Source organism: Desulfoluna sp. CLI2B, assembly GCF_056847375.1.
Genome location: NZ_CP186557.1, coordinates 5,252,611 through 5,277,551, shown reverse-complemented (window position 1 = coordinate 5,277,551; position 24,941 = coordinate 5,252,611). Strand labels below are relative to the sequence as shown.

Annotated in this window: 17 protein-coding genes and 4 tRNA genes; 12 read left to right on the top strand and 9 right to left on the bottom strand. The window is 62.2% G+C overall.

What is annotated here, in order from left to right; genetic code table 11:
- Positions 1-79 precede the first annotated feature (79 nt).
- From ACOYW2_RS24600 to ACOYW2_RS24585, 4 genes are all read left to right on the top strand, one after another.
- Entirely contained in the window at positions 80-3,472 is a 3,393-nt protein-coding gene (locus ACOYW2_RS24600) for an RNA-dependent RNA polymerase family protein (protein ID WP_482768282.1), read from the top strand.
- Positions 3,473-3,706: 234 nt separating this feature from the next.
- Entirely contained in the window at positions 3,707-4,387 is a 681-nt protein-coding gene (trmH, locus tag ACOYW2_RS24595) for a tRNA (guanosine(18)-2'-O)-methyltransferase TrmH (RefSeq protein WP_482768281.1), read from the top strand.
- Positions 4,388-4,400: 13 nt separating this feature from the next.
- Entirely contained in the window at positions 4,401-4,976 is a 576-nt protein-coding gene (gene thpR / locus ACOYW2_RS24590; protein WP_482768280.1) for an RNA 2',3'-cyclic phosphodiesterase, read from the top strand.
- Positions 4,977-5,007: 31 nt separating this feature from the next.
- Entirely contained in the window at positions 5,008-5,652 is a 645-nt protein-coding gene (locus ACOYW2_RS24585; RefSeq protein WP_482420372.1) for a lactate utilization protein, read from the top strand.
- A gap of 265 nt (positions 5,653-5,917) precedes the next feature.
- Here ACOYW2_RS24585 and ACOYW2_RS24580 read toward each other — a convergent pair whose 3' ends face one another.
- Both ACOYW2_RS24580 and ACOYW2_RS24575 read right to left on the bottom strand, forming a co-directional pair.
- Positions 5,918-6,274: a cupin domain-containing protein gene (locus ACOYW2_RS24580; RefSeq protein WP_180137957.1), complete on the bottom strand. Its 357-nt coding sequence runs from the start codon at positions 6,272-6,274 to the stop codon at positions 5,918-5,920.
- 198 nt (positions 6,275-6,472) lie between these two features.
- Positions 6,473-6,547, bottom strand: a tRNA-Gly gene (locus ACOYW2_RS24575).
- A gap of 423 nt (positions 6,548-6,970) precedes the next feature.
- Between ACOYW2_RS24575 and ACOYW2_RS24570 the strand changes: the two genes are divergently transcribed.
- The 3 genes from ACOYW2_RS24570 (at position 6,971) to ACOYW2_RS24560 (ending at position 7,253) form a co-directional block, all read left to right on the top strand.
- A tRNA-Phe gene (locus ACOYW2_RS24570) sits at positions 6,971-7,046 on the top strand.
- Positions 7,047-7,068: 22 nt separating this feature from the next.
- A tRNA-Asp gene (locus ACOYW2_RS24565) sits at positions 7,069-7,146 on the top strand.
- 29 nt (positions 7,147-7,175) lie between these two features.
- Positions 7,176-7,253 (top strand) — tRNA-Glu (locus ACOYW2_RS24560).
- A 533-nt stretch (positions 7,254-7,786) separates the two neighbouring features.
- On the opposite strand, the gene ACOYW2_RS24555 is transcribed toward ACOYW2_RS24560, so the two are convergent.
- The 4 genes from ACOYW2_RS24555 to ACOYW2_RS24540 form a co-directional block, all read right to left on the bottom strand.
- Positions 7,787-8,632: a zinc-binding metallopeptidase family protein gene (locus ACOYW2_RS24555; RefSeq protein WP_482771083.1), complete on the bottom strand. Its 846-nt coding sequence runs from the start codon at positions 8,630-8,632 to the stop codon at positions 7,787-7,789.
- A complete protein-coding gene (locus tag ACOYW2_RS24550; protein WP_482768279.1) occupies positions 8,526-9,083 on the bottom strand; it encodes a hypothetical protein in 558 nt (185 codons plus the stop codon). The genes ACOYW2_RS24555 and ACOYW2_RS24550 overlap by 107 nt, the downstream gene beginning before the upstream one ends.
- 80 nt (positions 9,084-9,163) lie before the next feature.
- On the bottom strand, positions 9,164-11,416 hold the full coding sequence (locus ACOYW2_RS24545; protein WP_482420369.1) for a PAS domain-containing sensor histidine kinase: 2,253 nt from the start codon (positions 11,414-11,416) through the stop codon (positions 9,164-9,166).
- A gap of 3 nt (positions 11,417-11,419) precedes the next feature.
- The gene (locus ACOYW2_RS24540; protein WP_482420368.1) at positions 11,420-11,956 is read right to left on the bottom strand and encodes a gamma carbonic anhydrase family protein; all 537 of its coding nucleotides are present in this window, start codon (positions 11,954-11,956) and stop codon (positions 11,420-11,422) included.
- A gap of 224 nt (positions 11,957-12,180) precedes the next feature.
- Between ACOYW2_RS24540 and sfsA the strand changes: the two genes are divergently transcribed.
- Together sfsA and ACOYW2_RS24530 are read left to right on the top strand one after the other, a co-directional pair.
- The gene (gene sfsA / locus ACOYW2_RS24535; protein WP_482768278.1) at positions 12,181-12,924 is read left to right on the top strand and encodes a DNA/RNA nuclease SfsA; all 744 of its coding nucleotides are present in this window, start codon (positions 12,181-12,183) and stop codon (positions 12,922-12,924) included.
- 436 nt (positions 12,925-13,360) lie between these two features.
- The gene (locus ACOYW2_RS24530; RefSeq protein ID WP_482768277.1) at positions 13,361-15,364 is read left to right on the top strand and encodes an oxidoreductase; all 2,004 of its coding nucleotides are present in this window, start codon (positions 13,361-13,363) and stop codon (positions 15,362-15,364) included.
- Positions 15,365-15,577: 213 nt separating this feature from the next.
- Here ACOYW2_RS24530 and ACOYW2_RS24525 read toward each other — a convergent pair whose 3' ends face one another.
- Positions 15,578-15,988 carry a helix-turn-helix domain-containing protein gene (locus ACOYW2_RS24525; RefSeq protein ID WP_180137950.1) on the bottom strand — a complete coding sequence of 137 codons (411 nt, stop codon included), beginning with the start codon at positions 15,986-15,988 and terminating at the stop codon, positions 15,578-15,580.
- A gap of 478 nt (positions 15,989-16,466) precedes the next feature.
- A complete protein-coding gene (locus ACOYW2_RS24520; RefSeq protein ID WP_482768276.1) occupies positions 16,467-17,654 on the bottom strand; it encodes an MFS transporter in 1,188 nt (395 codons plus the stop codon).
- A 523-nt stretch (positions 17,655-18,177) separates the two neighbouring features.
- Between ACOYW2_RS24520 and ACOYW2_RS24515 the strand changes: the two genes are divergently transcribed.
- The 3 genes from ACOYW2_RS24515 to ACOYW2_RS24505 all read left to right on the top strand — a co-directional run bounded on the left by ACOYW2_RS24515 (position 18,178) and on the right by ACOYW2_RS24505 (position 22,285).
- Positions 18,178-19,083, top strand: coding sequence for an LON peptidase substrate-binding domain-containing protein (locus tag ACOYW2_RS24515; RefSeq protein ID WP_482768275.1), 906 nt, complete (start codon positions 18,178-18,180; stop codon positions 19,081-19,083).
- Positions 19,037-20,551, top strand: a complete 1,515-nt coding sequence (gene lon / locus ACOYW2_RS24510) for an endopeptidase La (protein ID WP_482768274.1) — start codon at positions 19,037-19,039, stop codon at positions 20,549-20,551. The genes ACOYW2_RS24515 and lon overlap by 47 nt, the downstream gene beginning before the upstream one ends.
- A 357-nt stretch (positions 20,552-20,908) precedes the next feature.
- The gene (locus ACOYW2_RS24505; RefSeq protein WP_482768273.1) at positions 20,909-22,285 is read left to right on the top strand and encodes a TrkH family potassium uptake protein; all 1,377 of its coding nucleotides are present in this window, start codon (positions 20,909-20,911) and stop codon (positions 22,283-22,285) included.
- A gap of 586 nt (positions 22,286-22,871) precedes the next feature.
- Here ACOYW2_RS24505 and ACOYW2_RS24500 read toward each other — a convergent pair.
- A complete protein-coding gene (locus tag ACOYW2_RS24500; protein WP_482768272.1) occupies positions 22,872-24,557 on the bottom strand; it encodes a coiled-coil domain-containing protein in 1,686 nt (561 codons plus the stop codon).
- Positions 24,558-24,941 lie beyond the last annotated feature (384 nt).

The window sequence follows — 24,941 nt, the reverse complement described above, 5'->3', positions numbered from 1 at the left end:
TACACGGAGAACCTTTACCGGGGCGTTCTACGCGGCGACCTTTGCCCGGCACGAAATCTGGCACGGGCAGCGGGCGGATGTGGGGGCCCTGGTCCGCATGGCCGCAAAGGCTCCGGCCGTGGTGGAGGCGCTGAAGGCACGGCTTGCCGACGGCGATGTCTCTCCCCGTCCCTTTACTTCGGTGAAAACCCCGTCGGGCACAGGATGCCTCATCGACACCTTGGACCAGGTCCTCTGGGTGGCCTTGGTCCAGGCCATGGGCCCCCGGGTGGAAGCCCTTATGCCCCGGTGGAGCTACGGGAGCCGACTGCACCGGTCCGAGTGGATCCATCGCACCGGGGGCATGGCCCGGTTCCGGGAAGGGTGGGTATCGACGCAGACGGCTCTTTTGTACCGCCACCCCACACGGGTCTGGCCGGCCTATCGCCGCCATATCCTCCAGGCGACCCGGGCCATGACCGGCCTCCAGAGCGAGCTGGATATCCCCGGTTTTTTCCGGGGGGACGAAGGGCGGATTTTGTTGGATGAATCAACCCCCTACCTTACCGGGGCCCCGGGTGAGGGGCCGGTGAGGCGGCTTCACTGGGCCAGCTTTGCCCTGGACACCGGGGCCGCAGACCCTGTGGCCGCAACGCTCAGAGGGTTTGCCTCGGTCTCTTCCCATATTGGGGAGGAGACGGTTGAGCTCCTGCAGCGCATGCTCTCCTTCGGGGCCCACGGGGTGCCGGAGGAGCTTGCCGTCTCCGGGTTTCTCCACAATGTCCGCATGCTGCCCGCGGACCGCAGCGCAGAGGCCGCTCTGGAGGCCGAGGGCATGAAGGGGGCTGTGGCCCACTTTCGCCATGACCTGGAGCACGTGATCATTGCGCGGGATGCCCGGCGCCTGACTCGGTGGATTGACCTTTATGAGAGCCTGCTGGCAGAAGAGGGGCTCGGGATCATCCGCCGCGATACCCTCTTGCCCCCCGGCCTGGGCGCCAAGGGGGCGGACTCCGACCACGGGGTGCGGCTGGACGCCATCAACCCCCTGCCTGAAGTGACCCGCCCCGTGGAGGCCATGGCCTCTATCCACACCACCGACTACACCCTCCTTGACCGCGCGGGGAAACGGGACTACATCGCCCGCCTTGAGACCTTGCTTCTCGACCCCTTTGCCGGGACAGGGCTCTCCGAGCGCCTGCGCATCGATTTTGCCTCGGCCCTTCTTTCGCGACGGGCTGCCCATGCCTCGGAGCCCGACCACTCGGTGGTCTGCTCCCTGGAGCGGGTCGGCGGCGAGGTCTCCGAGGCAGAGGCGGGGCATCGCCTTTACCGTCAGCGTGCGGCATCGGTTCGCCAGAGGCGGCGGAGCCTGCTGGTCCTCCTGGAGGCAGCAGAGCGCAATCCCCGGGTGCCGGCCCTTTGGAGCCGGGCCCTGGGCCATATGCGCCGAAGCGGATTCACCTCCCTGGCCCCACTGCTGGATCGCCTTCCCCTGGACCGGGACCACGCCCCATATCTCACCGCCCTGGTTCTGGGGCGCATGGCCCGTGAAGTGGGGATCTGCATGGAGACGATTCTGGATGCCCGGCGCCTGGAGAGCTACAGGGCCGATGCCCGGGGTTTTTTGGAGGCCGTGGCCCGGGAAGGGCTCACCTTTGGGGCAACGGGTCCTGCCTGGGTGGACTCGGCGCGAAAGGCGTTGGGGGAGGCCCTGTGCGCCGCAGGGGAACTCCTTGTGGAAGCGGGGCTGGCTCCGCTTCGGGCCAAAGGGTTGCCCGCAGACCCGGACCCCGAAGGCGTCGCCGCTTTTCGGCATTTCATGGCCAGGCATCGTTCCCGGGGGCCGGTGCCTTCCGGTTCGGGTCACAAGGCCCCCTCCCTTGCACCGGGGGAGATCTCCCTGATGCAGTGGGTCGGGGGGCTGACCCCGGATTCGGCTGAGGGGTTCGACCCCCGGGCCTCGGAGTGGACCGCCCTGTTTGTGGTGCGGGAAGCGTGCCGTGGGCTTATGGCACAGGGGCCTCGTTTTCTCCGGCCTAACGAGGTCTTTGTTCCGCTGTCCTGGGCAGGCCATGGGAGCGAGGGAGCCTCCTGGGATGCCTGGCGCCACCAGGTGACCGAGGAACTGCCCCGCGTCCTGCCCGACATCCAAGGCGAACCGTGGGGGCCGCCGGTGGAGGCCTTAGGAGACAAGGCCCGGGACTGGGAAGCCACACGGGGCCTGGCGCTTCTGCTTTTGGGCATCCTTCGGCGACGCTTTGACCTGCCGGTGGGGCTGGCCCATGCCTTCGGCCATCTGACGGATGAGCCCGTTCACGGCCTCGTGGAGTCCCTTTCCATCTCATCTGAAACAAGGCGGCTCCTGCTGGGGGTGCTGGAGCCCAGGCAGCTGGAGACCCTGATCCTAAGGCGGCAGGGGGCCGATCCCCAAGGGGACGACGCAAGGCTTGATCCGCCCGTGTGCGGAGCGCTGCCCGAGTTCATGGAATTGCTGGAACGTGCCATGCAGGCCCTGGAAGGCCATCAGGCCGGAGGCCGCACCCGCCACGCCCGGCAGCTGATACCCGTCTCCATGGTTCACCACGCCACCGCGGCCCGGGATTTTGCCCGGGGCGAGTATCGGCCCATGATGCGGGTGGGCTTTATCCAGACCACCACCGATGCCCGGGCTGCCTGGCGCAACGGTCCCCGCATGAGCCGGGCCGAGGGAGATCGCGCCTGGCACCAGATCCGGGAGGGGTTCCGGATTCTCACCCAGGCGGGCCCTGCGCCGTCATTTATCATCATGCCGGAGCTGGCTCTTCCCGTGCACCGGCTGGAGAGCCTCAAACGCCTCTCCGTCCGAAGCGGGGTGGCCGTGGTCACGGGCGTGGATTACCTGGTGGACCCCGCGGCCCGGCAGGTGCGCAACCGGGCCGTGGTTACGGTTCCCAGGCACTGGCTGAACCCCCGAAGGGCCGGGCGGTGCAGCACCTTCTGGTTCGGCAAGAGCTTTATGGCCCCTCCGGAGGCCAGCGGCATCCAAAAAAGCGGGAACACCTTTGTGCCCGACCCGGCGGTGTGGATCATCGATGCCGGTGCCTACGGGCGCATCGGGGTGTGCATCTGCTACGACTTCATGGACGTGGAACGCTACGCCATCTACCGGGGACGGATCCACCACCTCTTTGTTCTGGCCTACAACCGGGACATCGACTCCTTTTATCATCTGGCCGATGCCCTCTCCAAAACCCTCTTCTGCAACGTGGTGATCTGCAACACCGGTTTCTACGGCGGGAGCCTGGCGGTCTCCCCCTACTACGAACCCTGGCGGCGGACCCTTTATCGCCAGGAAGGCGCCAACCTCTTTTCCGTGCAGTCCGTGGGCCTGCCCGTGGCCGATCTGGCCCACGCCCAGGGCGGCGGGGTGGGAGACCCCCGGCTCTTCAAGAGCCTTCCGCCGGCCTATCAGGTCCCTGGCTCGGCAATGCACCGGCCCTTCGAGCCCTAAGCCGGCCCCGAAGTGGCCCTTGGGGTGTTTGTTGGGAGGTTTCAGAGGATTGACCAACGGCGAGGCCGTCGGGGCGCATGCTTTTTTATGCGTGGCGTGTTACAAAACAGGGGCGTCCCGGAAGGGTTTTGCGGCGTTTTTTAAGCGGCCCGCCGGAGGCTTTTATTGCAACGATGACCAAAGAGGGCTGCCTTGAGCTGAATGGTTACATGGATATGAAATGGAACAACGCGGATGACACCGGAACGTTTTGAAAAGTTAAAGGCCATCCTCACGAGCCGTCAGATGGATCTGACCGTGGTGATGGAGAATGTGCACAAACCCCATAACCTGGCGGCCGTGGCACGGAGCTGCGACGCGGTGGGGGTGTTCGAGACCCATGCCATCAGCGAGATCCAGGATGTGGTGCTGCGGCCCAGGGCGGCCAGCGGGAGCCGGAAGTGGGTGGGCGTCAGGCGCCACGGCAGCGTGGATGAGGCCTACGGCCATTTAAGGCGCAAGGGGTTTCGCATTCTCTGTGCCCATTTTGACGAGGAGGCCGTGGATTTTCGCTCCGTGGATTTTACCCAGCCCACGGCCCTTGTGGTGGGGGCGGAGCTGGAAGGCATCACCGACGAAGCCGTGGAAAAGGCCGACGGGTCCATCATCGTGCCCATGCTGGGCATGGTGCAGTCCCTCAATGTCTCCGTGGCAACGGCCCTGATCCTGTATGAAGCCCAGAGGCAGCGCCAGGAAAAAGGAATGTACGACGAGCGTTCCATGGACGACGAGACCTACCGGACCCTGTTGTTCGAGTGGGGCTACCCCCGGCTGGTTCCTTATTATAAAAAGCAGGGCAAACCCTACCCCGCCATGGACGATGAGGGTTACCTGGTCCTGGAAGAGCCCAGGGGAAAAGGACTGCCCCTTCCCTGAGGCTGGAGCTGCCATGGCCCATGAATCGATGTGTCGCCTGTTTGTGGGAATTCCCCTGACCACCGGGGTGCGCAGGCACCTGGTGGCTGCCCGGAAGGACCTGGCCCGGGCCGTTCCCGGAAATGCGGTGCGGTGGGTGGCTGAAGCCAACCTTCATCTGACCCTGAAATTTCTGGGGGAGCTGCCCCCGGGGCGCCTGGTAGAGCTCTCCCGGGGACTTGCCGACGCCCTGGCCGGTTGGCCGGCTCTGGCGGCCCGTGTGGACGGGGTGCTCCTGCTGCCCGGAACCCGTCGGCCCCGTGTGGTGGCCGCAGGGGTGGCGGGCGGAGAGCCTTTGCTGCAGCTGGCTGAATGTGTGGCGGAGTGGGCCCTTGGGGAGGGCGTGCCCCGGGAGAAACGAGGTTTTACGCCCCATGTGACCCTGGGCCGCGTGCGAAATCCGGGCGTCTCCTTGCCCGGGCTTGCCCGTGGGCGTATCATGCCCCTTGCGTGGGAGATGGACCGGGTCTGCCTGTATGAGAGCCGACTCACGCCCACAGGGACCGTCTACCGCGTGCGCCACACCGTGATCCTGGAGATGCCCCGATAACAACGAGACCCTTGATGGAAAGGAGAGACCCATGACCTCAGAGGAAAAATCATGGCTGCTGGAGAGGCGGGCCCACCGCTGCGTGGAGAATCTTGTTAAGCACCGGTTTGACGCCCATTTTCTGGAGAGCGGGGCGGAGGTGACCCAACACGTGAAGCCCCTGCTGGAGGCTGCCGCCACCGTAGGGTTCGGCGGTTCGGATACTGTCCGGTCCCTGGGCCTGCACACCCTGGCCGCAGAGATGGGCAAGACCCTCTTTGATCACCACAGGCCCGACCTCTCCTATGACGAGACCCTGGCCATGCGAAAGGGCCAGCAGGGCTGTGACCTGTTTTTTACCAGCGCCAACGCCCTGAGCGAGACCGGGGAGATCATCAATGTGGACGGCATCGGCAACCGCACCAGCGCCATGGCGTTCGGCCCCTCCCGCGTGGTGGTGGTGGCCGGTACCAACAAGATTGCCTCGGATCTTCACGGGGCCCTGCGCCGCATCCGGGAGGTGGCTGGTCCCATGCGGGCCAAGAGCCTCGGGGTGGAAACCCCCTGCGCCGTCACCGGCGTCTGCTCCGACTGCAACGCCCCCATGCGCATCTGCAACATCACCACCATCCTTCACCGCAAACCCATGCTCACCGACGTCACCGTCCTCATCGTGGGCGAAGAGCTGGGGTATTAATAGGCCTCCGGCGGGTCGCTTTTTGAAAAAAGCTCCGCAAAAACTTCCCGGTAACATCATTTTTCGCACCGGTAACCAAGGCTTGTCGTATCGCTCGTAAAAACCACCAGCATATGTTTCGGGCGAAGCCCGAGCCGAAGGCCGTTGCGATTTGGCCCGAGGAACGAGGGACAAAACGCAACGGCAATCAGCTTTCGAGGTGGCTCATCTCGCCGCCGGAGGCATGCTTTTTTTCAGCAGCTTTGACCATAGAAGGCAGGGCTTTTTAAAGCTCGGGTGCGCCCTTGGGGACGAGGCAGACGAAGGTCAGGGGAGAGGTGCCGGTGTTTCGGATCTGATGGGGTGCGCCGCCGGGCACAAAGGCCACGGATCCTTTTTTTACGGGAGTCCAGGTGCCATTGGCCAGGACCTCCCCGCAGCCTTCGTGGAAGAAGATTTCGTGTTCCCAGTCGTGGGTATGGCTGGGGGTGTGGCCCTCCGGGGCCAGCTCAAACAAGCGCATGCAGAAGTTTTCGGCCCCTGTTTCCCGGCCGATGAGGATGCGGCCGGTGACCCCTTTGGCCGGGCCGTTGTCAAAGGTTTTTGCCTCTTTGTCCTGCGCGTTGAATACCTGGGTTTCCATTGGCGTCTCCATAAATAATGAGGGTGCGTTGCTTCGGGGGACCGGGCAGCCGGTACCGGAATGCTTTTTATATCACAGGTTGGGGGACACAGGGAAAGGGGCCTTGGGAGCATGGCAAGGTCGCGGAGGGCAAAAGTCTAAAGACCAAAACAAAAAAGCCCCCGTATCCTTGCGGATCCGGGGGCTGTATCGTCATGTTGGAGCGGGAAACGAGATTTGAACTCGCGACGTCAACCTTGGCAAGGTTGCACTCTACCACTGAGTTATTCCCGCTCAGCACGGGAGACTTTATACCCCCATCCCTTCCGCGGAGTCAACCCCAAAATCCAAAAAAAATGGATTTGGCCTTCATTGACCCAAAGGCGGGCTCTCGGGCACCTCCGACCGAAGGACTATGGAGCAGGGGCGTCGCCCATCCGCTTTTTCCCTTCCCGGAGGGTGGGCGTCCCCGGGAAGGGGGCGTTGCGGGACAGGCGTGTTCCCTGATGGGTGACGCAATGTGTGTGGGTGCGGGGTACCAATCGCCGGAAGCCTCCGGCGTTAGGGGCCGAAGGGCCTTGAAGTCGTAAATTTCTTTGTGTGGTAACCGGTCGCAATCATGCAATTTTTAATTGGAAGGTCACTTTTTTGCGAAAAAAGCGCAGCTTTTGGTTGACACCATGGGCAAATTTCTTTAAACCTTCTCTCGTTTGGTGAGCCCAGGTAGCTCAGTCGGTAGAGCAGGGGACTGAAAATCCCCGTGTCGGTGGTTCGATTCCGCCCCTGGGCACCACCTGACAACCTTTTTAGGTTGCGGGGGTGTAGTTCAGTTTGGTTAGAACGCCAGCCTGTCACGCTGGAGGCCGCGAGTTCGAGTCTCGTCACTCCCGCCACAAACCTGAAAGAGAAAAGAAATCTTTGCGTCCCCATCGTCTAGCCTGGTCCAGGACACCGGCCTTTCACGCCGGCGACAGGGGTTCAAATCCCCTTGGGGACGCCACATTTCTCTTCTTTTTCGGTTTTTTTTTGCGTAAAAATCCTGAAAAAGGTTTCACTTCACCCATATGATGTGCCGGCTTCGCCCCATTTGGGCGGTGCCATCATGGCCGTCGTATTCATATATAGTATGCTCTGCTTTTGTATTGCATATCCGGTTTCACAGGCCGGGGTCCGCGTCTTCCAAACGCCATAACTCTCTCCTGAACCAAAGCACGCAAGGGTTTCGTCGCCCACGCGTGTGGCACTGTTTTGTCTGGGCGCGGGCCCGCCTGTGAATTCTCCGGATACCTCTCTTCTCCCCACACACGTTTTCCCCTTTAGACCCATCTCTCATCACGTCTGTGCGTAACGATTCCGTTGCCTCGGGCGGGGCTCTTTTTGATAAAATCTTCTACAAAAACGTTCCGTACCGACAAAACAGTCGGCTTGTCGATCTCTTTCGGCCTGAACGAGGCCCTCGCACGATCTGTTTATCGAATTTTTCGAAAGCCAAGCCTCCGGCAGGGCCGCCGGAGGCCATTTGGCGCTGACGGGTTACGCCCTGGTTTGAAAAAATTCGGTCATGGCCCGGTACAGGTAAAAGGCGTCCTCGCACCCGGCGGTTTCCCGGATGGAGTGCATGGCCAGCATGGGCACCCCGACATCCAGGGTCGGAATGCCGGTGGCAGCGGCTGTCAGGGGGCCGATGGTGGTGCCGCAGGGCATGTCGTTTCGCATGGCAAAGGCCTGGACCGGGACCCCGGTGCGCCGACAGATCTCTTTGAAGTACGCTGCGGTGGTGCTTGACGTGGCGTAGCGCTGGCTGGCGTTGTACTTGATCACCGGGCCCCGGTTGAGGCGGGGGCTGTGGTCGGGGTCGTATTTTTGCGGGTGCGCCGGGTGGACGGCATGGGCGTTGTCCGAAGAGACCATCAGGGAGCGCGCCGATGCCATGGCCCGCTCTTCCGGGTCCGGGATCAGCCGTTCCAAGACCTGCACCAGAAAGTTTCCGCCCGCCCCGGCCGGGGTGTGGCTTCCCACCTCCTCATGATCATTGAACACCACCAGGCTGGGCGCTTCATCCGTGGCCCCCACCATGGCGTGGGCCAGGGTGAAGCAGGAGAGCAGGTTGTCGATGCGGGCTCCGGTGATGAACTCCCGGTCCCAACCCAGGAAAGCCGGGGGCTGGGCATCGTAGAGGGAGAGCTCGTATTCCAGGATGGAGCCGCTGTCCACGACGATCTCCATGGTGGCCAGCTCCTTTTGCAGCAGAGCGCGGAGATCTCCCGGGAGTTCACCCGGAAGGGCCGTGAGGGGAGGCAGCTCGGTCTGGGGGTTGACCTGTCGTTGCTTGTTGGCGTTTCGGTCCAGGTGGATGGCCAGGTTGGGGATGACGGCCACCGGGCGTTTCAGGTGGATGTGTTGTTGCGCCACGGGGATTTTTGTCGCCGTCCCGGGTGGTGCTTACCCGCCCGGCCAGGGAGAGGTCCCTGTCGAACCAGGTGGTGAGCAGGGGGCTGCCGTACACCTCCACCCCCAGGCGGTTGCCGCCGTTGTTTTGCATGTCGGGAGAAGGCTTTACCTTCAGGCAGGGGCTGTCCGTATGGGCACCGGCCATGGAGATGCCTGTGTCGCAGAAAGGGCTGCGGCCCGTGGTGAAGGCGATGAGGGAGGAGTCGTTCCGGGTGACCACGTAGCGCTTTCCGGGGCGCAGGTCCCATCGGTCTGTTTCGTGGAGCCGCTCAAAGCCGTTTTGTTCAAAGAGGCTCACCAGAAGGGCCACGGCATGGTAGGGAGTGGGAGACGCGCCGATAAAAGAGAGGAGTTCGTCGTTAAACTGAAGCTTGTTCATGTCGGGGTCCTTTTTTGCCCGTGGGCGAATGGTGGTTGATCCAAAAGTGTACCACCGCCTGGGCTGCGCTGTCGAGCCCCTCAGGCCACGGTGCGCTCCCGGACGGTACGCTCGGCAGGGACCTCGATGCGCAGGCGCGTGCCCGCGCCCAGGGACGAGGTCAGCTTCATGGTGCCCTTGAGGAGGCTCACGCGCTCTTCCATGCTTCGGACACCCATGCGCTTTTCATTGACTGCTTCGGTGAGGCGTTCGTTGACCACAAACCCCCGGCCGTTGTCCTCCACGTTTAAGATAAGGTGGGGGTGGGAGGCGGTGAGACGGATGGTCACCCGGGTGGCGTCCGCATGCTTGCGCACGTTGGAGAGGGCTTCCTGCACCAGGCGGTAGAGGTTGATCTGGGTGTCGTAGGAGAGCTTGAGTTCCTGGACCCCTGCGGTGAATAGGTCGATGGGCAGGTTGAAGTGGGTGGTCTGCTCTTCGCAGTAACGCCGGATGGCCGTGATGAGGCCCAGCTGCTCCAGCTCCGGGGGTTGCAGGTTGTAGGCCAGGCCCCGGATGCTGTCGATGGAGCCCCGAAGCAGCCGAGACAGGGCCCGGGTTTTTTCCAGGAGGACGGGGTTGGTCTCGGAGAGTCCGTCCAGGAGGGTGTCCCAGCCGATTTTCAGGGTGGCCAGGTTCTGGGCCACGTTGTCGTGGAGGTCCCGCGCAATGCGCTGGCGCTCGTTTTCCTGGGCCTTGATCAGCTCCTGGGAGAGGGTTCGGATCTGGCGCTCCGCCGCCTTGAGGTCGGTGATGTTGGTGATCACCACAAAGCTGCCCCGGTTGGTGCCCTCCTTGTCCACAAGGGGTTCCGGTGAGATCTGGATGTGAAGGGTCTTTCCCGAGGCCGTGGTGAGCCGGGCCTCGTAGGAGGTGCGTTCCCCACGGGCCTGGGTGGTGAGCTTCTCCTTGGAAAGGGAAGGGGGCTCCGGGGACATGACAAAGGAGCCCAGTTTGCCGGTGAGGGTCTCCCGGCTGTAGCCTGTCATGGCGCAGAGGCAGTCGTTGATGTAGGTGAAGCGCCCTTGGGTATCGAAAATGGCCAGTCCTTCGTTCATGTTCTCCACCAGGAGCCGGTAGTGGGTTTCGGCCTTGGCCAGGGCCGCTTCGGTGGCGATGCGTTCGTTGATTTCCCCTTTGAGGCGGATGTTGATGTGCTCCAGCTCTTCGGTGCGCTCCGTGACCCGCTCTTCCAGGCGCCTTCGTGATTCTTCCAGCAGCGCCTCCCCCTCCTTTCTCTGGGTGATGTCCCGGGCGATGATGAGGATCATCTCCCGGTTGTCCACGTGGAGCATGGAGGCATGGAGCTCCAGGTGGATGTCTCTGAAGCCCTTGAGGGAGACTTTTTCCAGTTCGCAGGGCCCGGAGCGGCCGCAGATGAGGGTTTCGCGAAGCATGCGCTCCACCTGGAAGAGGTTGTCGCCTTTAAGGACCTTGAATTCATGGGGCCGCTTGTGCTTGACCCCCTTGGACGTCCTGCCCATGAGCTCCAGGGCGGCGCGGTTGACGCGGTTCACCTTGCCGGTGGGGTCGGTGAGGATGTAGGCGTCCGGGGCGTATTTGAAGGTATTTTTGAACTCCCGCTCCGATCGGGAGAGCCGCCGCATGATCTTTTCCCGCTCGCGGATTTCCCGCCTGAGTTCCTCGTTGGACCGGGTGACCTCCTGGAAGAGGAGGTAGTCCCGGATAAAGGTGGTGGCCACGGTGCGCGAGATCACCCCGCCCAGGAGGAAGAGGCCGATGAGGTGCATGTTTTCAAGGAGAAAGGGGCTCAGGGAGCCCTGGGTGACCCGGACCGAGGCCAACAGGCAGGTGAAGGTCCAGGCAAAGGAGAGGATCAAGGGCCCGGGGGGGAGGATCAGGGCGGTGCAGAGGCCGAAGATGGTCAGGTAAAACCGGGTGATCCCGCCCACCGAGGCGTACTCCACGCCCGCCACCACCGAGAGGGTTCCGCCCAGGCTGAAGACGGTCATTCCCAGCAAAAAGGGGGCGTGCCATCCTTTTTTGCGGTGGTCGATGCGCCGATGGATCAGTAGCAGGGTCAGGGCGGTGGCGATGATCACCGCCCCCATGGACAGGAAGAGGCCGTGGTGGTCGGGGGGGCCGAGCCTGCGGGCCATGATGGCCCGGAACGAAGAGAGGCCTGTGGTGGCCACGATGACCGCGGCAAACACGAGGTTGAGCCGCTTGGCGTTGGTGAGCCGTACGTGGGTGTTGAAGTCGGCCAGCATGGCCTCGGGAATCGGGGCCCAGTGGCGCTGAAGCCCTGCCAGGGTTGCGGAAAGGGGCTTCATGCCTTACTCCATGGGTTTGAAGAGGCGGGGCTGGCCGTAGATGCGGGACTTTTCCACATAGATCTCGGCCGAGGCGCGGATCACGTCCAGCACCTCCTCGGAGAGGGTTTTCTTGACGGTGCCCGGCATCCCCGCCACAAGGGAAAAGGGGGGGATCACCGCCTGTTCCAGGACAACGGAGCCGGCGATCAGGGCTTCACCGGAGCCTGTACCCACGCGGGCCCCGTTCATCACCACGGCGCCCATGCCGATGAGGCAGTGCGATTCAATGGTGCACCCGTGGAGAATGGCCCGGTGGCCCACGGTCACCCCTTCCCCCACGGCAAGGGGACGGCCCGGGTCCACGTGGAGCATGCACAGGTCCTGGATGTTTGTGCGGGCGCCGATGGTGACGGTATCGCCGTCGCCCCGGATAACGGTGTTGAACCAGACCGAGACCTCTTCGGCGAGGGTGACGCGTCCGGCCACCACCGAACCTGCCAGGTGAACCGCGGAGGGGTGGCAGCAGGGGCTGTGCTCTTTCAGGCTGTAGAGGGGCATGGGGCTCTCCTTGCCGGAGGTGGCGGGTGATCCCGCCGGGTTGTTGCGGGCCGCTGCCTCGGGTGTTGACGCCGGCCCGGGGTGATGAGAAGGTGAGCCGAAGCGGTAACATTGTGTGTCAATGGCGCGTGCTCGGGGAACAGGCAGGCATCTCGTAACTGCCTGTTCGTTAAGGCATAAGTCATAATGCATTTTATCTTGTTTTACAACCGTATTGGAGGATTATGGGACGGTCTGCAGCCGGTGAGTCAAAAGAGGAAAAAAAGGCCTGGGTGGAACTGCCCGAGTTGTATTGCGGCGTGCTTGTGAAACGTTACAAGCGGTTTCTCGTGGATGTGCGCATGGAGGACGGCACCCTGGTAACGGCCCATTGCAACAACACAGGGTCCATGAAGGGGTGTGCGGAACCCGGATCCCGGGTCTGGCTCAGCCACCACGACAATCCACGGAGGAAACATGCGTACTCCTGGGAGCTGGTGGAGGCCGGGGACTGCCTGGTGGGCATCAACACCCTGCTTCCCAACCTGCTGGTCGCCCGCGCCATTGAGGCCGGGGCCGTACCGGCCCTGGCCGGCTACGACAGCCTGCGCAGGGAGGTGACCGTGGCCAAGGGGACGCGTCTCGACATGGTCCTCTACAAGGAGGGACATCCCCCCTGCAACGTGGAGGTGAAAAACTGCACCCTGGTACGGGACGGGGTGGCCGCCTTTCCCGATGCGGTGACGGAGCGGGGCAAAAAACACCTGCTCACCCTGGCTGAGCTCAAGGCCAGGGGGGAGCGCAGCGTGATCTTTTTTTTCATTCAGCGACCCGACGCCCGGAGCTTTACCCCGGCCGACGACATCGATCCCGCTTACGGCAGGGCCTTGCGGGAGGTGGCATCCAAAGGGGTGGAGATCGAGGCGTGGCGAGCCCGTGTGACGGAAGAGCGTGTCTCCCTGGAGTGCCGTCTTCCGGTAACTCTTTAGTTGCCGGGGGCTTTTTCCCTTGACAGGCCCCATGGGAAGCAAATACTTTGTGCACAAACCATGTGAGGGCGCCTTCTGTTTCTGAAGATCCGCGGTTGATTGTTTGATGTTCCTGTAACGGGTGGAATCAACCGGGTTTTTTGGGTGTGATGCAGGGTGGCGCCTCTCCGGCCGGCCGCTGTGGGGGCTTATAGTTCGTATACGAATAATGGGCGGCCGTATCTGCACCGGGCACCGTACCGAGGTGGGACCGGGTGCTCCATGAACCGACAAGACCTGTTTGGCCCGAAGGGTGAGAAAATCGAGCAGAAAACCGTGAATTATAGTGTGTGTTTTTTTACGTGCCTCAGCTTTTCTCGATAACCACCTATCATAATGCTTTATTGCTTCGGCTCGGTCGTTTTTTATGAAATATCCGGGCGAAGAAGGGGGACCCATGAGAGATCCGATATATGAACCGATTCGCATCAACGGGCTGGAGCTGAAGAACCGCATCTGCCTTCCGGCCATGCACCTGGGCATGTGCGAGGATTTTCTGGTGAACGATCGCCTGGTGGCATTTTATGCGGAACGGGCCAAGGGAGGGGCCGGTCTCATTGTGGTGGGAAACGCCACCGTGGACGAGCGATCCGGCAATTCCCTGTACATCGGTGCCCATTCGGATGCCCACCTTCCCGGCCTCACCCGGCTGGCCGCAGCCATCAACGGCAACGGGGCCTGCTCCGCCGTGCAGCTTAATCACGCCGGGCGGTACAGCCACTCCCTGCTCATGGGGGGCAAAAGCCCGGTGGCCCCGTCGGCCATTGCCTCCCGCATGACCGGCGAGGTGCCCGAAGCCCTGACCCCGGAGGGGATCCGTGCGGTGATTAACGCCTTTGCCGACGCAGCGGCCCGCGTGAAACAGGCGGGGTTCAATGCGGTGGAGGTCCTGGCCGGAACCGGGTACCTCATCAGCGAGTTCCTCTCACCCCTGACCAACACCCGGGACGATGCATACGGGGGCTCCCCGGAGAACCGCATGCGCCTGGGCCTGGAGGTTGTTGCGGCCATCCGTGGTCGGGTGGGGGACGAGTTTCCTGTGATGGTACGCCTGGACAACAACGACTTCATGGAAGGGGGCACCCCCCGGGAGGAGCTGGAGTCCTTTGCCGTGAAGCTGGTGGCGGCGGGGGCCGATGCCCTGTGCGTCAAGGGGGGCTGGCACGAGGCCAGGGTGCCCCAGCTTACCCCCAATGTGCCCCGGGGCATGTACGGCTACCTTGCCCGCAACGTGAAAGAGAAGGTGGGGGTGCCCGTCATCGCCAGCCACCGCATCAACGACCCGGCCGTTGCCCGGGAGCTCATCGACGAGGGATGCTGCGACATGGTGGCCATGGGCCGGAGCCTCATTGCCGACCCGGACCTTCCTGAAAAGGCCCGCACCGGCCGGGAAGATGAGATCCTCCACTGCATTGCCTGCGCCCAGGGCTGCTTTGACAACCTGTTCAAGCTCAAGCACGTGGAGTGCCTCTGCAACCCCCGGGCCGGTCACGAGTGGGAAACCCCTCCCCTGAAGGCGGCCGAGCCCCGGCGCGTCATGGTGATCGGCGGGGGCGCCGCCGGGATGAGCGCGGCCCTTTCGGCCCATGCAAAGGGCCACGTGGTGACCCTCTATGAAAAGGGCGCGCGTCTGGGCGGGCAGCTGCACCTGGCTGCGGCACCTCCGGGAAGGCGCGAGTTTCTGACCCTGGCCGAGGACCTGGCCAACCAGCTGGCGGCCACGGACATCCGCCTGATGCTGAATACCGCGGTGGACGAGGCCCTCATCGATGCGGAAAAACCGGACCATGTCATCCTGGCCACCGGGGCAGAGCCGTTGACACCGCCCATCCCCGGGGTGGGCAGTCCCCAGGTGGTGCAGGCCTGGGATGTCCTGGCCGGAAGGGCCCGTACCGGGAAACAGGTGGTGATTGTGGGCGGGGGGGCCGTGGGGGTGGAGACGGCTCTTTTCCTGGCGGAGAAGGGGACGCTTTCGGCCGAGGCCGTGAAGTGTCTGCTGGTTAACGGCGGGGAGTCTCCGGAGACCTTGAGGGCCCTGGCCTCCCGAGGCTCCAAGAAGGTGGTGCTCATCGAGATGGAAGGCAGCGTGGGACGGGACATTGGAAAAAGCACGCGGTGGGGGATGCTCCAGGAGATGAGACGAAGCCGTGTTGCTGTCCGTACCGGCACCCGGGCCCTTGCCATCACCGATGAGGGGGTTCGCGTTCAGTGCGGGGAAGAGATTGGCGTCCTGGCTGCAGACACCGTGGTCCTGGCCTCGGGGGCTGTTCCGGTAAATCCCTTTGAATGGGTGGTGAAAGCAAAGGGAATCCCCTGTGTCGTCGTGGGGGATGCCGGGGGCATCGCACTGGCCTTTGATGCCGTGCATGAGGGGTTTGCCGCCGGGCGGGCCGTGGACTGATGGGCCTGGGAAGGGGCTCGGGGGCAGGCTGCGCGGTTATCTGCGGGCTGCTGCCGAGCTAATGGGCCCGACCCCAATTCCTTTGGTGTCGTGTCGGAGCCCATTGAATATCATCGTGGCGGCCGTTTGGTGTCGGTCCGGGGCGGGTGTCCCGGGCCGAGTGCTTGTGTGTGCAAAAGGGTCCCGCCCCTGAGACGGGCGGGCCAAGGCGCTTTAGGCGACCCTGTTGTATTTTCCCGAGCGGAAGAGTTCCAGCAGATGGATGTAATATTCCCTGGGGACCCGGTGGTTGCGGAGCCGCTCGCAGAAGAGATCCTCCATCTCCGATTTGGTGACCCGCAGGTCGTCGTCGGTATAGAGGTCCAGGAGGGCTTCAAGTTCTTCCTTTTCGGGTACGCCGCGCATCAGGGTGTAAGGCGAGATGCCCAGGGCTTCCGCGATTTCAGCGATGCGATTGATGGAGACACCCACGTGGCCGTTTTCCAGCTTGGCCACATACGAGCGAGAGGTGCCGATCACCTCAGAAAAGTCCTTCTGGTCATGGCCTTCCAGTTTTCGCCAGAATTGCATGGCTTTGCCGATGGACTTTACAACCTGCTTACCTTTGCCTGAGTCATGTTCCATGGTATTTTATCCCCCTTGGTGAGTAAAAAATCAAGAACGTCCGCCATAATTTTCCACTCGTATGAAAATCTGGGTAAAAAACGGATATAAAAAAATATTTTTCCCATTTCAATAGTGAAATTATTGTTTTTTCTTTGACCCGTGGTCAGCAATCGACCCTGCCTGCATATACTTACTGTCATCGTGCCCATTTAGGACGAGTTGCCGGAGGGGGATCGGAACGATGTTTTTTTTACCACCCGGGCAGTTTTCGAGTAAAAAAGGTCGGGCAGAGAGCATTTTGTGAGTGATGGTACCTCAGGGCTGTTGCTGGGTGCTTGAAAGGCGTGTTTTTATTCCCTCTCTGTGCCCTTTAGGGGTGCGTGGCGGGCTGTGGTTTGTCTCCAATCTATACCGGAATGGTGGGGTAAAAGAGCCCGTAAATTTCTGGGAAAAAAGGTCTGAAAGGTAGACATTTCCCGTGCTGTTGCGGGGAGGGTCAGGGCTGCGGGGATCGGGAGGCGACCAGAAAGAGCAGGGCCGCGGCACCCAGGGAGATGCCGGCGCTCATGAGAAAGAGGCCGGCCCCGTATCGGTCGTAGAGCCAGCCGTTGACCAGAAAGCCTGCCATGAGCCCCAGCCCGTATGAGACGGCGTTGTTGGCCACCTGGGCCACGGTGCGGTTGCCGGGGGTGGAGAGGCGGTCCGTGTAGAGGATACAGGCAATGTGAAACAGGGCGTAGGTTGCGGCATGGAGGAGCTGGGACAGGAGAATGGCCGCCGGGGAGGTGAAGGCAAAGAGCACCACCCACCGGAGGGCCGCCAGGAGACAGGCAAGCCAGAGGGCCCGGTGGATGGGAAGGTGCTTGAAAATCCGGGACGAACCCGTCATGACGGCCAGCTCTGCAAGGGTGGCCAGGGCCCAGGCCAGGCCGATGAATCCCGGGCCGTACCCCGTCTGTTCCAGGTGAATGGAGAAGAACCCGTAATAGGTGCCGTGGCCGGCCAGCATGAGGAAGTTGGCCAGGAGGAACCCCAGGGTCCTGCGGTTGAAGAGGCTCCTTATCTCCGAGGCACCGGCGGGCCTCAGGGGGGAGAGGTCCCTGGGCACGGCTGGGGTGCAGAGGGCAAGCATCAGGGAGGCCAGGAGGATCAGGGGCGGCACAAGGCGGGTGGAGCCGATCTCCATGACCTTGCCCATGAGCATGACCACCCCGATAAAGCTCAAAGATCCCCAGGCCCGGATGCGTCCGTAGGCGTTGGGGTCTGCGCCGGGGCGGTTCAGGGCCTCCATGGTGAAGGCTTCCAGAAAGGGGATGACCGGGCCGAAGAAGAGGGCATAGACCACGGTGACGCCCAGCATGGGCAGAAAGGTGTCGGTGAAGAGGTAGCCCCCGAAGGCAAGGGCGCTTAGAAAGCTGGTGAGGATGAAAACGGGCCGCCTCAGGGCAAGGCGGTCGGCCAGGGCCCCCCAGAGGATGGAGAAGAGGACCATGACCACGGTGCGGGTGGAGTTGATGGCCCCGATTTCAAAGCCGGACAGGCCGATGTTGTGGCAGAAGAGGTTGAAGAAGGGCAGGAAGATGCCCATCATGCCGAAGTAGAGGAAATAGTGGGCCGACAGAACGACCGAAGGGGGGCGGGCTCCCGATGGGATTGTGCTTATGTTGCGAGGGGTTGGGCCCATCTTTCCTTTACATCAATCCTGGGAACGTGGTATTTATTGATAACCCGGCGATTTAATCCAACCCAAAGGTTTTGTTTTGGTTCCATGAGCACCGCAGGTCGAAGTGCGTCCTGTCGTCACCTCAATGGTTGCCGGATTGATTGCAAGCGGTACCCGTGGCGAGCTGGCTTGAAACCCTGGGGCTGAAGCCCTTTCAGGCGGTCGCTTTCTGCGTTGCCGTGTCCCGGCGTTTCCGCCGGCAACTCCCTTAAAACCGGATCACGCGTTTCTTATCTTCATTCTCTTCTTCCTTGTCGAGCGTTATAGCACACCCACCTGACAATGCACACCACACGCCATGTAAAATCCTTCCCCGTAACGGTTTGATTTCCCGGGGTGGGTCACACAACCCGCAGGGTGCTTTTCCCCTGTTCTTGATTTTGGAGGCGACCATGTCCACGGTTCCAGCGGGACCCTGGCACCTGAAGAGATCCCGGAAGAGCTCTCGATTCTCCCCGTCTATGATGTGTCCCTTTTTCCCAAGATGGTGCTGCCGCTTCAGGCCACGGAAGGGGCTGCTTCGGATCTGGTGGAAGACGCCATGCAGGGAAGCCGGATCATCGGGCTGCTCTTGTCCAAGAAAACGAGCCCCGAAGGGCGCCACATCCCCTCGGAACTCCACCAGGTGGGAACGGTGGCCATGATCCTTAAGATGGCCAAAGAGGACGACGGCAAGATCCAGATGATGGTCCAGGGCATGGGGCGGTTCGGGACCCGTGACTACGTTCAGGAGCGGCCCTTTCTCCGCGCCGGTGTGGAGTTGATCCACGACATGCGCATGGACGAGAAAGAGGCCGGAGCCATGGCGGCCAACCTGCTGACCCAGTACCAGAAAGTGGTTAAGCTCACCCCGGCCCTGCCCCAGGAGCTGGGGGAGATGGCCCGTTCCATTCCCGACCCCGGCACCCTGGCGGACATGATCACCTCCACCATCAACGTCGGGCTTGAGGAGAAGCAGGCGGTGCTGGAGCTCTCCCGGGTCCGGGATCGCTTGAAAAAAGTGACGGAGCTGGTGAACTACCAGCTTGAGATCCTGGAGATCGGCACCCGAATCCAGACCCAGGTCAAGGAGGACATGAGCAACAAGCAGAAGGAGTTCTATCTCCGACAGCAGATCAAGGCCATGCAGGAGGAGCTGGGGGAAGAGGGCGAAAACGCGGCCGAGGTGTCCGAATACCGGGCCCGCATCGATGCGGCCAACATGCCCGAGGAGGCGAAAAAGGAGGCGGAGCGAGAGCTCTCTCGCCTGGCGCGCATGCACCCCTCGTCGTCGGAGTATACCGTGGCCATCACCTACCTTGAGTGGGCCACCTCCGCCCCGCGGTGGCAGGCAAGGACAACTCGTGGACAACCTGGACATCGTGCGGGCGAAAAAGGTGCTGGACGATGACCATTTCGGGCTCAGCAAGCCCAAGAAGCGCATCATAGAGTATCTGGCCGTCCGCAAGCTCACCCAGGCCTCCAAGGGGCCTATTCTCTGCCTTGCCGGGCCTCCGGGCACGGGAAAGACCTCCCTGGGGCGCTCCGTGGCCCGGGCCATGGGCCGGGAGTTCATCCGCATCGCCGTGGGCGGGGTCCGGGACGAGGCCGAGATCCGGGGGCACCGGCGGACTTACGTGGGGGCGCTGCCCGGGCGGATCATCCAGGGGCTCCGGCGCGTGGGGTCCCGCAACCCCGTGGTGGTTCTGGATGAGGTGGACAAGATCGGCAACAGCTTCCAGGGAGACCCCTCATCGGCCCTTCTGGAGGTGCTGGATCCCGAACAGAACCACACCTTCACCGATCACTACCTCGACGTACCCTTTGACCTCTCCCACGTGATGTTCATCACCACGGCCAACGTGCTCCATACCATTCCCCCTGCCCTTCTTGACCGCATGGAGGTTCTGGAGCTGCCCGGCTACACCGACGATGAGAAGGTGAAGATCGCCAACCGCTACCTGATCCCCAAGCAGCGGCGGGCCCACGGCCTTTCCGCCGGGAATTTTTCCATGACCAAAGGGGCCGTGAAAAAGATCATCTCCGGGTACACCCGGGAGGCTGGCCTTCGGAACCTGGAACGGGAAGTGGCCGGTGTGTGCCGGGGGGCTGCCACCCTCATCGCCCAGGAGGAGGCCGAGAAGGTGGCCGTCAACGTGGTCACCGTGCCCAAGTTCCTGGGCCCGGAAAAGTTCAGCCACGACGTCAACGACCGCATCAGCGTGCCCGGCGTGGTCATGGGCCTGGCCTGGACCCCTGCAGGCGGCGAGATCCTCTACATTGAGGTGACGGCCATGAAGGGAAACAAGGGCCTCAACCTTACCGGCCAGATGGGCAGCGTCATGAAAGAGTCGGTGAGCACCGCCCTCTCCTTTGTGCGGAGCAACAGCAGGGGCCTGGGCATCGACGACGAGATCTTCAAGGGCATCGACCTGCATGTCCATGTGCCCGCAGGGGCCATTCCCAAGGACGGCCCTTCGGCCGGGGTGGCCATGATGACGGCCCTGGTCTCCCTTCTCATCAACCGGGTGGTGAGAAAGAACCTGGCCATGACCGGAGAGATCACCCTAAGGGGCAAGGTGCTGCCCGTGGGCGGGGTCAAGGAGAAGGTGCTGGCCGCCCACCGCGTGGGAGTCAAGACCGTGATCCTGCCGCGCCAGAACGAAAAGGACCTGGCCGAGCTGCCCAAAAAGGTGGTGAAGGCCCTGACCATCCACCTGGTCTCCGACATGGTGGAGGTGCTGGAACTCTCCATCGACCGCCGCACCGCAGGGGAGCGGCGGGCCGCCCAGAAACGGGTCTCCCAGGACCGGCGCTATGCCGAAGGAGACCGCCGCCGACCGGCCATGGCAACGCCCATGCGCGGGAAAAAGGGCTGAAGCCCAGGGGCGGGCATGCACCTTCGCCTTCGTTAACCGACCCGCCGGAGTCAGTTTGGTTAAAGCGGATACTCAAGGGGTTACGATAGCGAGTCCTGGCCCTTAAAGGCTTGTGGGACAGCTCGGACAAACCACCAGCTTATGAATCGGGCGAAGCCCGAGCCGAAGGCGCTTGCGTATTTTTCTGAGGAACGAAGGAAAATGCGCAAGCGCAATGAGCTTTCGAGGTGGCTCCACCTCGCCGCCGGAGGCTCTTTTTTGTTTTTTTTGACTCCTCATTGACCATAGAAGGCAATCTGAATAGGAACAGAACGTCACCAATTGCCATGATTTCCGCACTCTGGTACATAAGTGTGGATGAAAATCGTCTACACCGCGGGCGGCTGTTGCGCTCAATCCCCGGCCCGCCGCCTCATCCTATCCTTTATGTCCATGATCGCCATCGGCGCGTTGCTGCTGATGCTCCCCGCCTCGTCCCGCACGGGGTCCCTCTCCTTTGTGGATGCCCTTTTTACCGCCACCTCGGCCGGGTGTGTCACCGGCCTTTCGGTGCTGGATGTGGCCTCAACCCTGACCCTCTTCGGCCAGGGGGTGCTCCTTGCCCTGATCCAGCTGGGTGGCCTGGGCATCATGACCATCTCCACCCTGTTGATCCTGGGCGCCCGGGGACGGGTGGGCTTTGCCGGAAACCTCATTATTCAGGACAGCTTCACCCACAGCGGGAAAAAGAGCCCCGCTGATATCCTGCGGGCCGTGATCCGGGTGACCGTCACCATTGAGCTTCTGGGGGCGCTTTTTCTCTTTATCCGGTTTTACCCGGTCTCCCCCACCGCAGCCCGTGCCTTGTGGCTCGCGGTGTTTCACAGCGTCAGCGCCTTTTGCAACGCCGGGTTTGCCCTCTACCCGGACAGCCTGACCCGGTTTCGGGGGGACCTCCTTGTCAACGGCACCATTTCCTTTCTGATCATCGCAGGGGGCCTGGGCTTTCTGGCTGTTTCAGAGCTCCAGGGGCGGCTGCGCCCCGGGCGCTGGCGCTGGGAGCGGCTCAGCCTCCATACCCGCCTTGTGGTCACGGCCTCGGCCATCCTCCTCCTTGCAGGGACCCTGGTTACCCTGCTCCTGGAGTGGCGCAACACCCTGGCCCCGTTGCCCATGCATGAAAAATTCCTGGCCGCCTTTTTTCAGTCCGTGACCCTTCGCACCGCGGGCTTCAACACCCTTGATTTCGGATCCATGGCCAACGGCACCCTCTTTTTGTCACTGATCTTCATGTTCATCGGCGCTTCGCCGGGCTCCTGCGGCGGCGGGGTCAAGACCACCACCGCAGCCACCCTCTTTCTCATGGGCCGGAGCCGCCTCAAAGGGGCTGCTCACGTCTCTGCCTTTTCCCGGACCATTCCCGCCAAAAGTGTGGAGAAAGCCACCCACCTCATGATGATGTCCGTTGCCGTGGTGATCCTCGGTACCCTGGTGCTCCTCTCCAGCGAGATGGGGAGCCTTGCCCACACCCAAAGCCGCGGCCGCTTTCTTGAACTCCTCTTTGAGAGCGTCAGCGCCTTCGGCACCGTGGGACTCTCCATGGGCGTCACCCCCACCCTCTCCACCCCGGGGCGCCTCTGCGTCACCCTCCTCATGTTTGTCGGCCGCCTCGGCCCCATGGCCATTGCCGTGGCCGTCAGCCGCGACATCGCCCCCCCCCACCGCTGGGCCGAAGAGGACATCATGATCGGATAAGGGGAAGTCATGAGCTAAGCCTTCTATGGTCGAAGTGGCCGGAAAAATCATGCCTCCGGCGGCGAGGTGGAGCCACCTCGAAAGCGGATTGCGCGTGCGCATTTTCCTTCGTTCCTCAGAAAAATGTGCACGCGCCTTCGGCTCGGGCTTCGCCCGATACATAAGTTGGTGGTTTATGCAAATTATCCCACAAGCCTTGGAGGGCCAGGATGCGTTACCGTAATCCGTTGATGATCAGCTTTAGCAGGCCAGCCTCCGGCCGATAGGGAGGCATCCCCTGGACCCCAGGGGCGCAAATGCCCGGGTGTCCCCTCTTGATGCATTTGGCTCGTGTAAAGCAATACGCAAAATCCATCAGCGTTTATGGTGGGCATAGCTCGCAGGGAACGCTTCTGGGCTTTTTTTGAAAAATAAAAAGGGCTTAACGATGATTTACATGGTTGGGTTTTAACTATGAACACCCCACTCCACTGACTACGGGCGAAGCCCGTCAGCAAATGTAACGTCCCTGAGGAACGAAGGGACGGAACATTTGCGAACCTGGGGTGCAGGGGATGTATCCCCTGCCCGCCGGAGGCATGCTTTTTTAGCTTTTTTCCTGCACCATCTGGACGGCCATGCGGTGGGTGGGGAGGTCCCAGGCCATGGAAGCGGCGGTTTCCAGGCAGTGTTGTTCCAGGGCCATGGCGATGAGGGGGTGGTCTTCGGCGCAGGAGCCGGGGAAGTCGGCGAGGATGGAGAGCTCCAGGAAGGAGGGGAGGGTGCGTCGGTATTGCACGGAAAGGTCCTCGGGGATCCAGCGGGTTTCGGCGAAGCGTGTGGTGAGGCTTTTTTCAAGGGTAGAAGGGATGGTGGTGGCGGCTTCGGTTCGGTGGCGCGGATCCAGTCGGAATCGGGCCTCCAGGCGGAACCCCTGGGAGAGGTTGGTGGGGGCCAGGGACAGGAACTCCGCCGGGGTGATCCGGCGAATGGCTCCGCCCAAAAGGCGCAGGCTTACCACATCGGGGCTCTGCACCGTCACCTTGGCGTGGGTGGTATCGGAGAGGAGCACCCAGTCTCCGCTCAGGGTGGGGAACCAGGGCTCGTCCGGGTGCCAGGGGCGGGAGCGCAGGTCAAAGAGGTCTTTCAGGGGCAGGCGCAGTCGGCCGCCCTGGAGGGCCTGGTTTTCCAGTTCCGAGTAGAGGTTGATGCTGGTGACTTTGTACGGGACCCCCTGGTAGATGAGGCGCTCTCCCTCGCGCACCGCCCCCAGGTTAAGGAGCATGCGGACCTGGCCCCACACTTTGGGGATGGCCTCCTTGGAGGTCCAGACCAGGCCGAACACAAGGATCAGCAGGATTGAGAGCAGGACCCAGTCGCTCACCAGGTAGAGGGAGCCCATGGTGAAGAGGAGGGCAACGGTGACGGTGACGATCATGTAGCTTAAGTCGAAGATACGGGCGTAGACGGTCTGGGCCTTGCCGTAGAGGCGGCTGTGTTTTTCGATGACGGACCTGAACTTGCCCATGGCAAAGAGAGTGCCGAAGAGGACGGCCAGGGCCATGAGGAGGTTGCGGCCCCGGCTTTTGAAGAAGAGGCGGGTGACGTCCTGGAATGATCCCGACAGGGTTCGTTTGGTGGCCTCCTTCTCCTCCAGCTTCAGTTCGGCCAGGCCCTTTAAGGAGATCAGCTCCTGTTCGCGGTGTCGCCACTTGGAGGCCAGGGTGTCCAGCTCCAGGGCCAGGGCCGGGGAGAGGTCGGGTTTGGCCTGCAGGTCGGTGATATTCTTCATGGCTGTGGCAATACGGGAGAGCTCCTCGTCATAGCCCTCCAGGGTGCTGCGGAGTCCCTGGATTTCCCGGGGACGGGACGTCATGTGCTTGATTTCCATGATCAGAGGGGCTAAAAGCTCTTTGAGTTCCGTGTTCCACTCAAAGGAACTGGCTCCGCCTGCCTGGGCCGTGGCTGATTTTTCCACGCCGGTTGCCAGCTGTTCAAATCCCTCTTCCAGGGCGGTGAGTCGGGCGCTGAGCCGGGTGATACGTGTTCGGTAGCGTTCCTCCTTGCCCAGGGCTTCCGGGCTGGAAAGGGCGCTTTGGGCCTCTGCCACCTCCCGTTTGACCTGGTCCATGGTGGTGAGGAGCCGCGTGAGCTGATCGACTTTGCGGTCGGGGCTTTCTGCGGGTGCCGACACCGGAACGTCGGCCCGCACAGGGGGGGCTGAAAAGAGGCTGAATCCTGCCAGGAGAAGGGCAAGGGCTGATACGACGAGACGTGGAACGGCGCGTGTCATGGGGACTCCCTGGGAAAGAGGATGAAAGAAGAATCAGGGGCGGACTGGGGACGCCCGGGCATCCATGTACCCGAAACCATGTATGCCATTGTACCCCTCAAAGTCAAGAAACGCTATTCCTGAGATACCTCATTGAAATCGTGAAAAAAACACGGGTTGACAATTGGGGCTTCCGCTGTTTTTTTCTTTACAATTGCTTTACAATAATAAAATATATTTTGGATTGTAAAAAGTTAGATTGTCAGACTGCAGCCGCCCCGGGCGGGGCAAAGGCTGCGTTTACAGTTCCGACGGCAAGGCAAGGCCAGGAAGGATCGCAGTATCGGCTTTTTACATGTTTTTCAACCGCGACAAAGGGGCCCTGTCGGTCCCTAATATACAAGG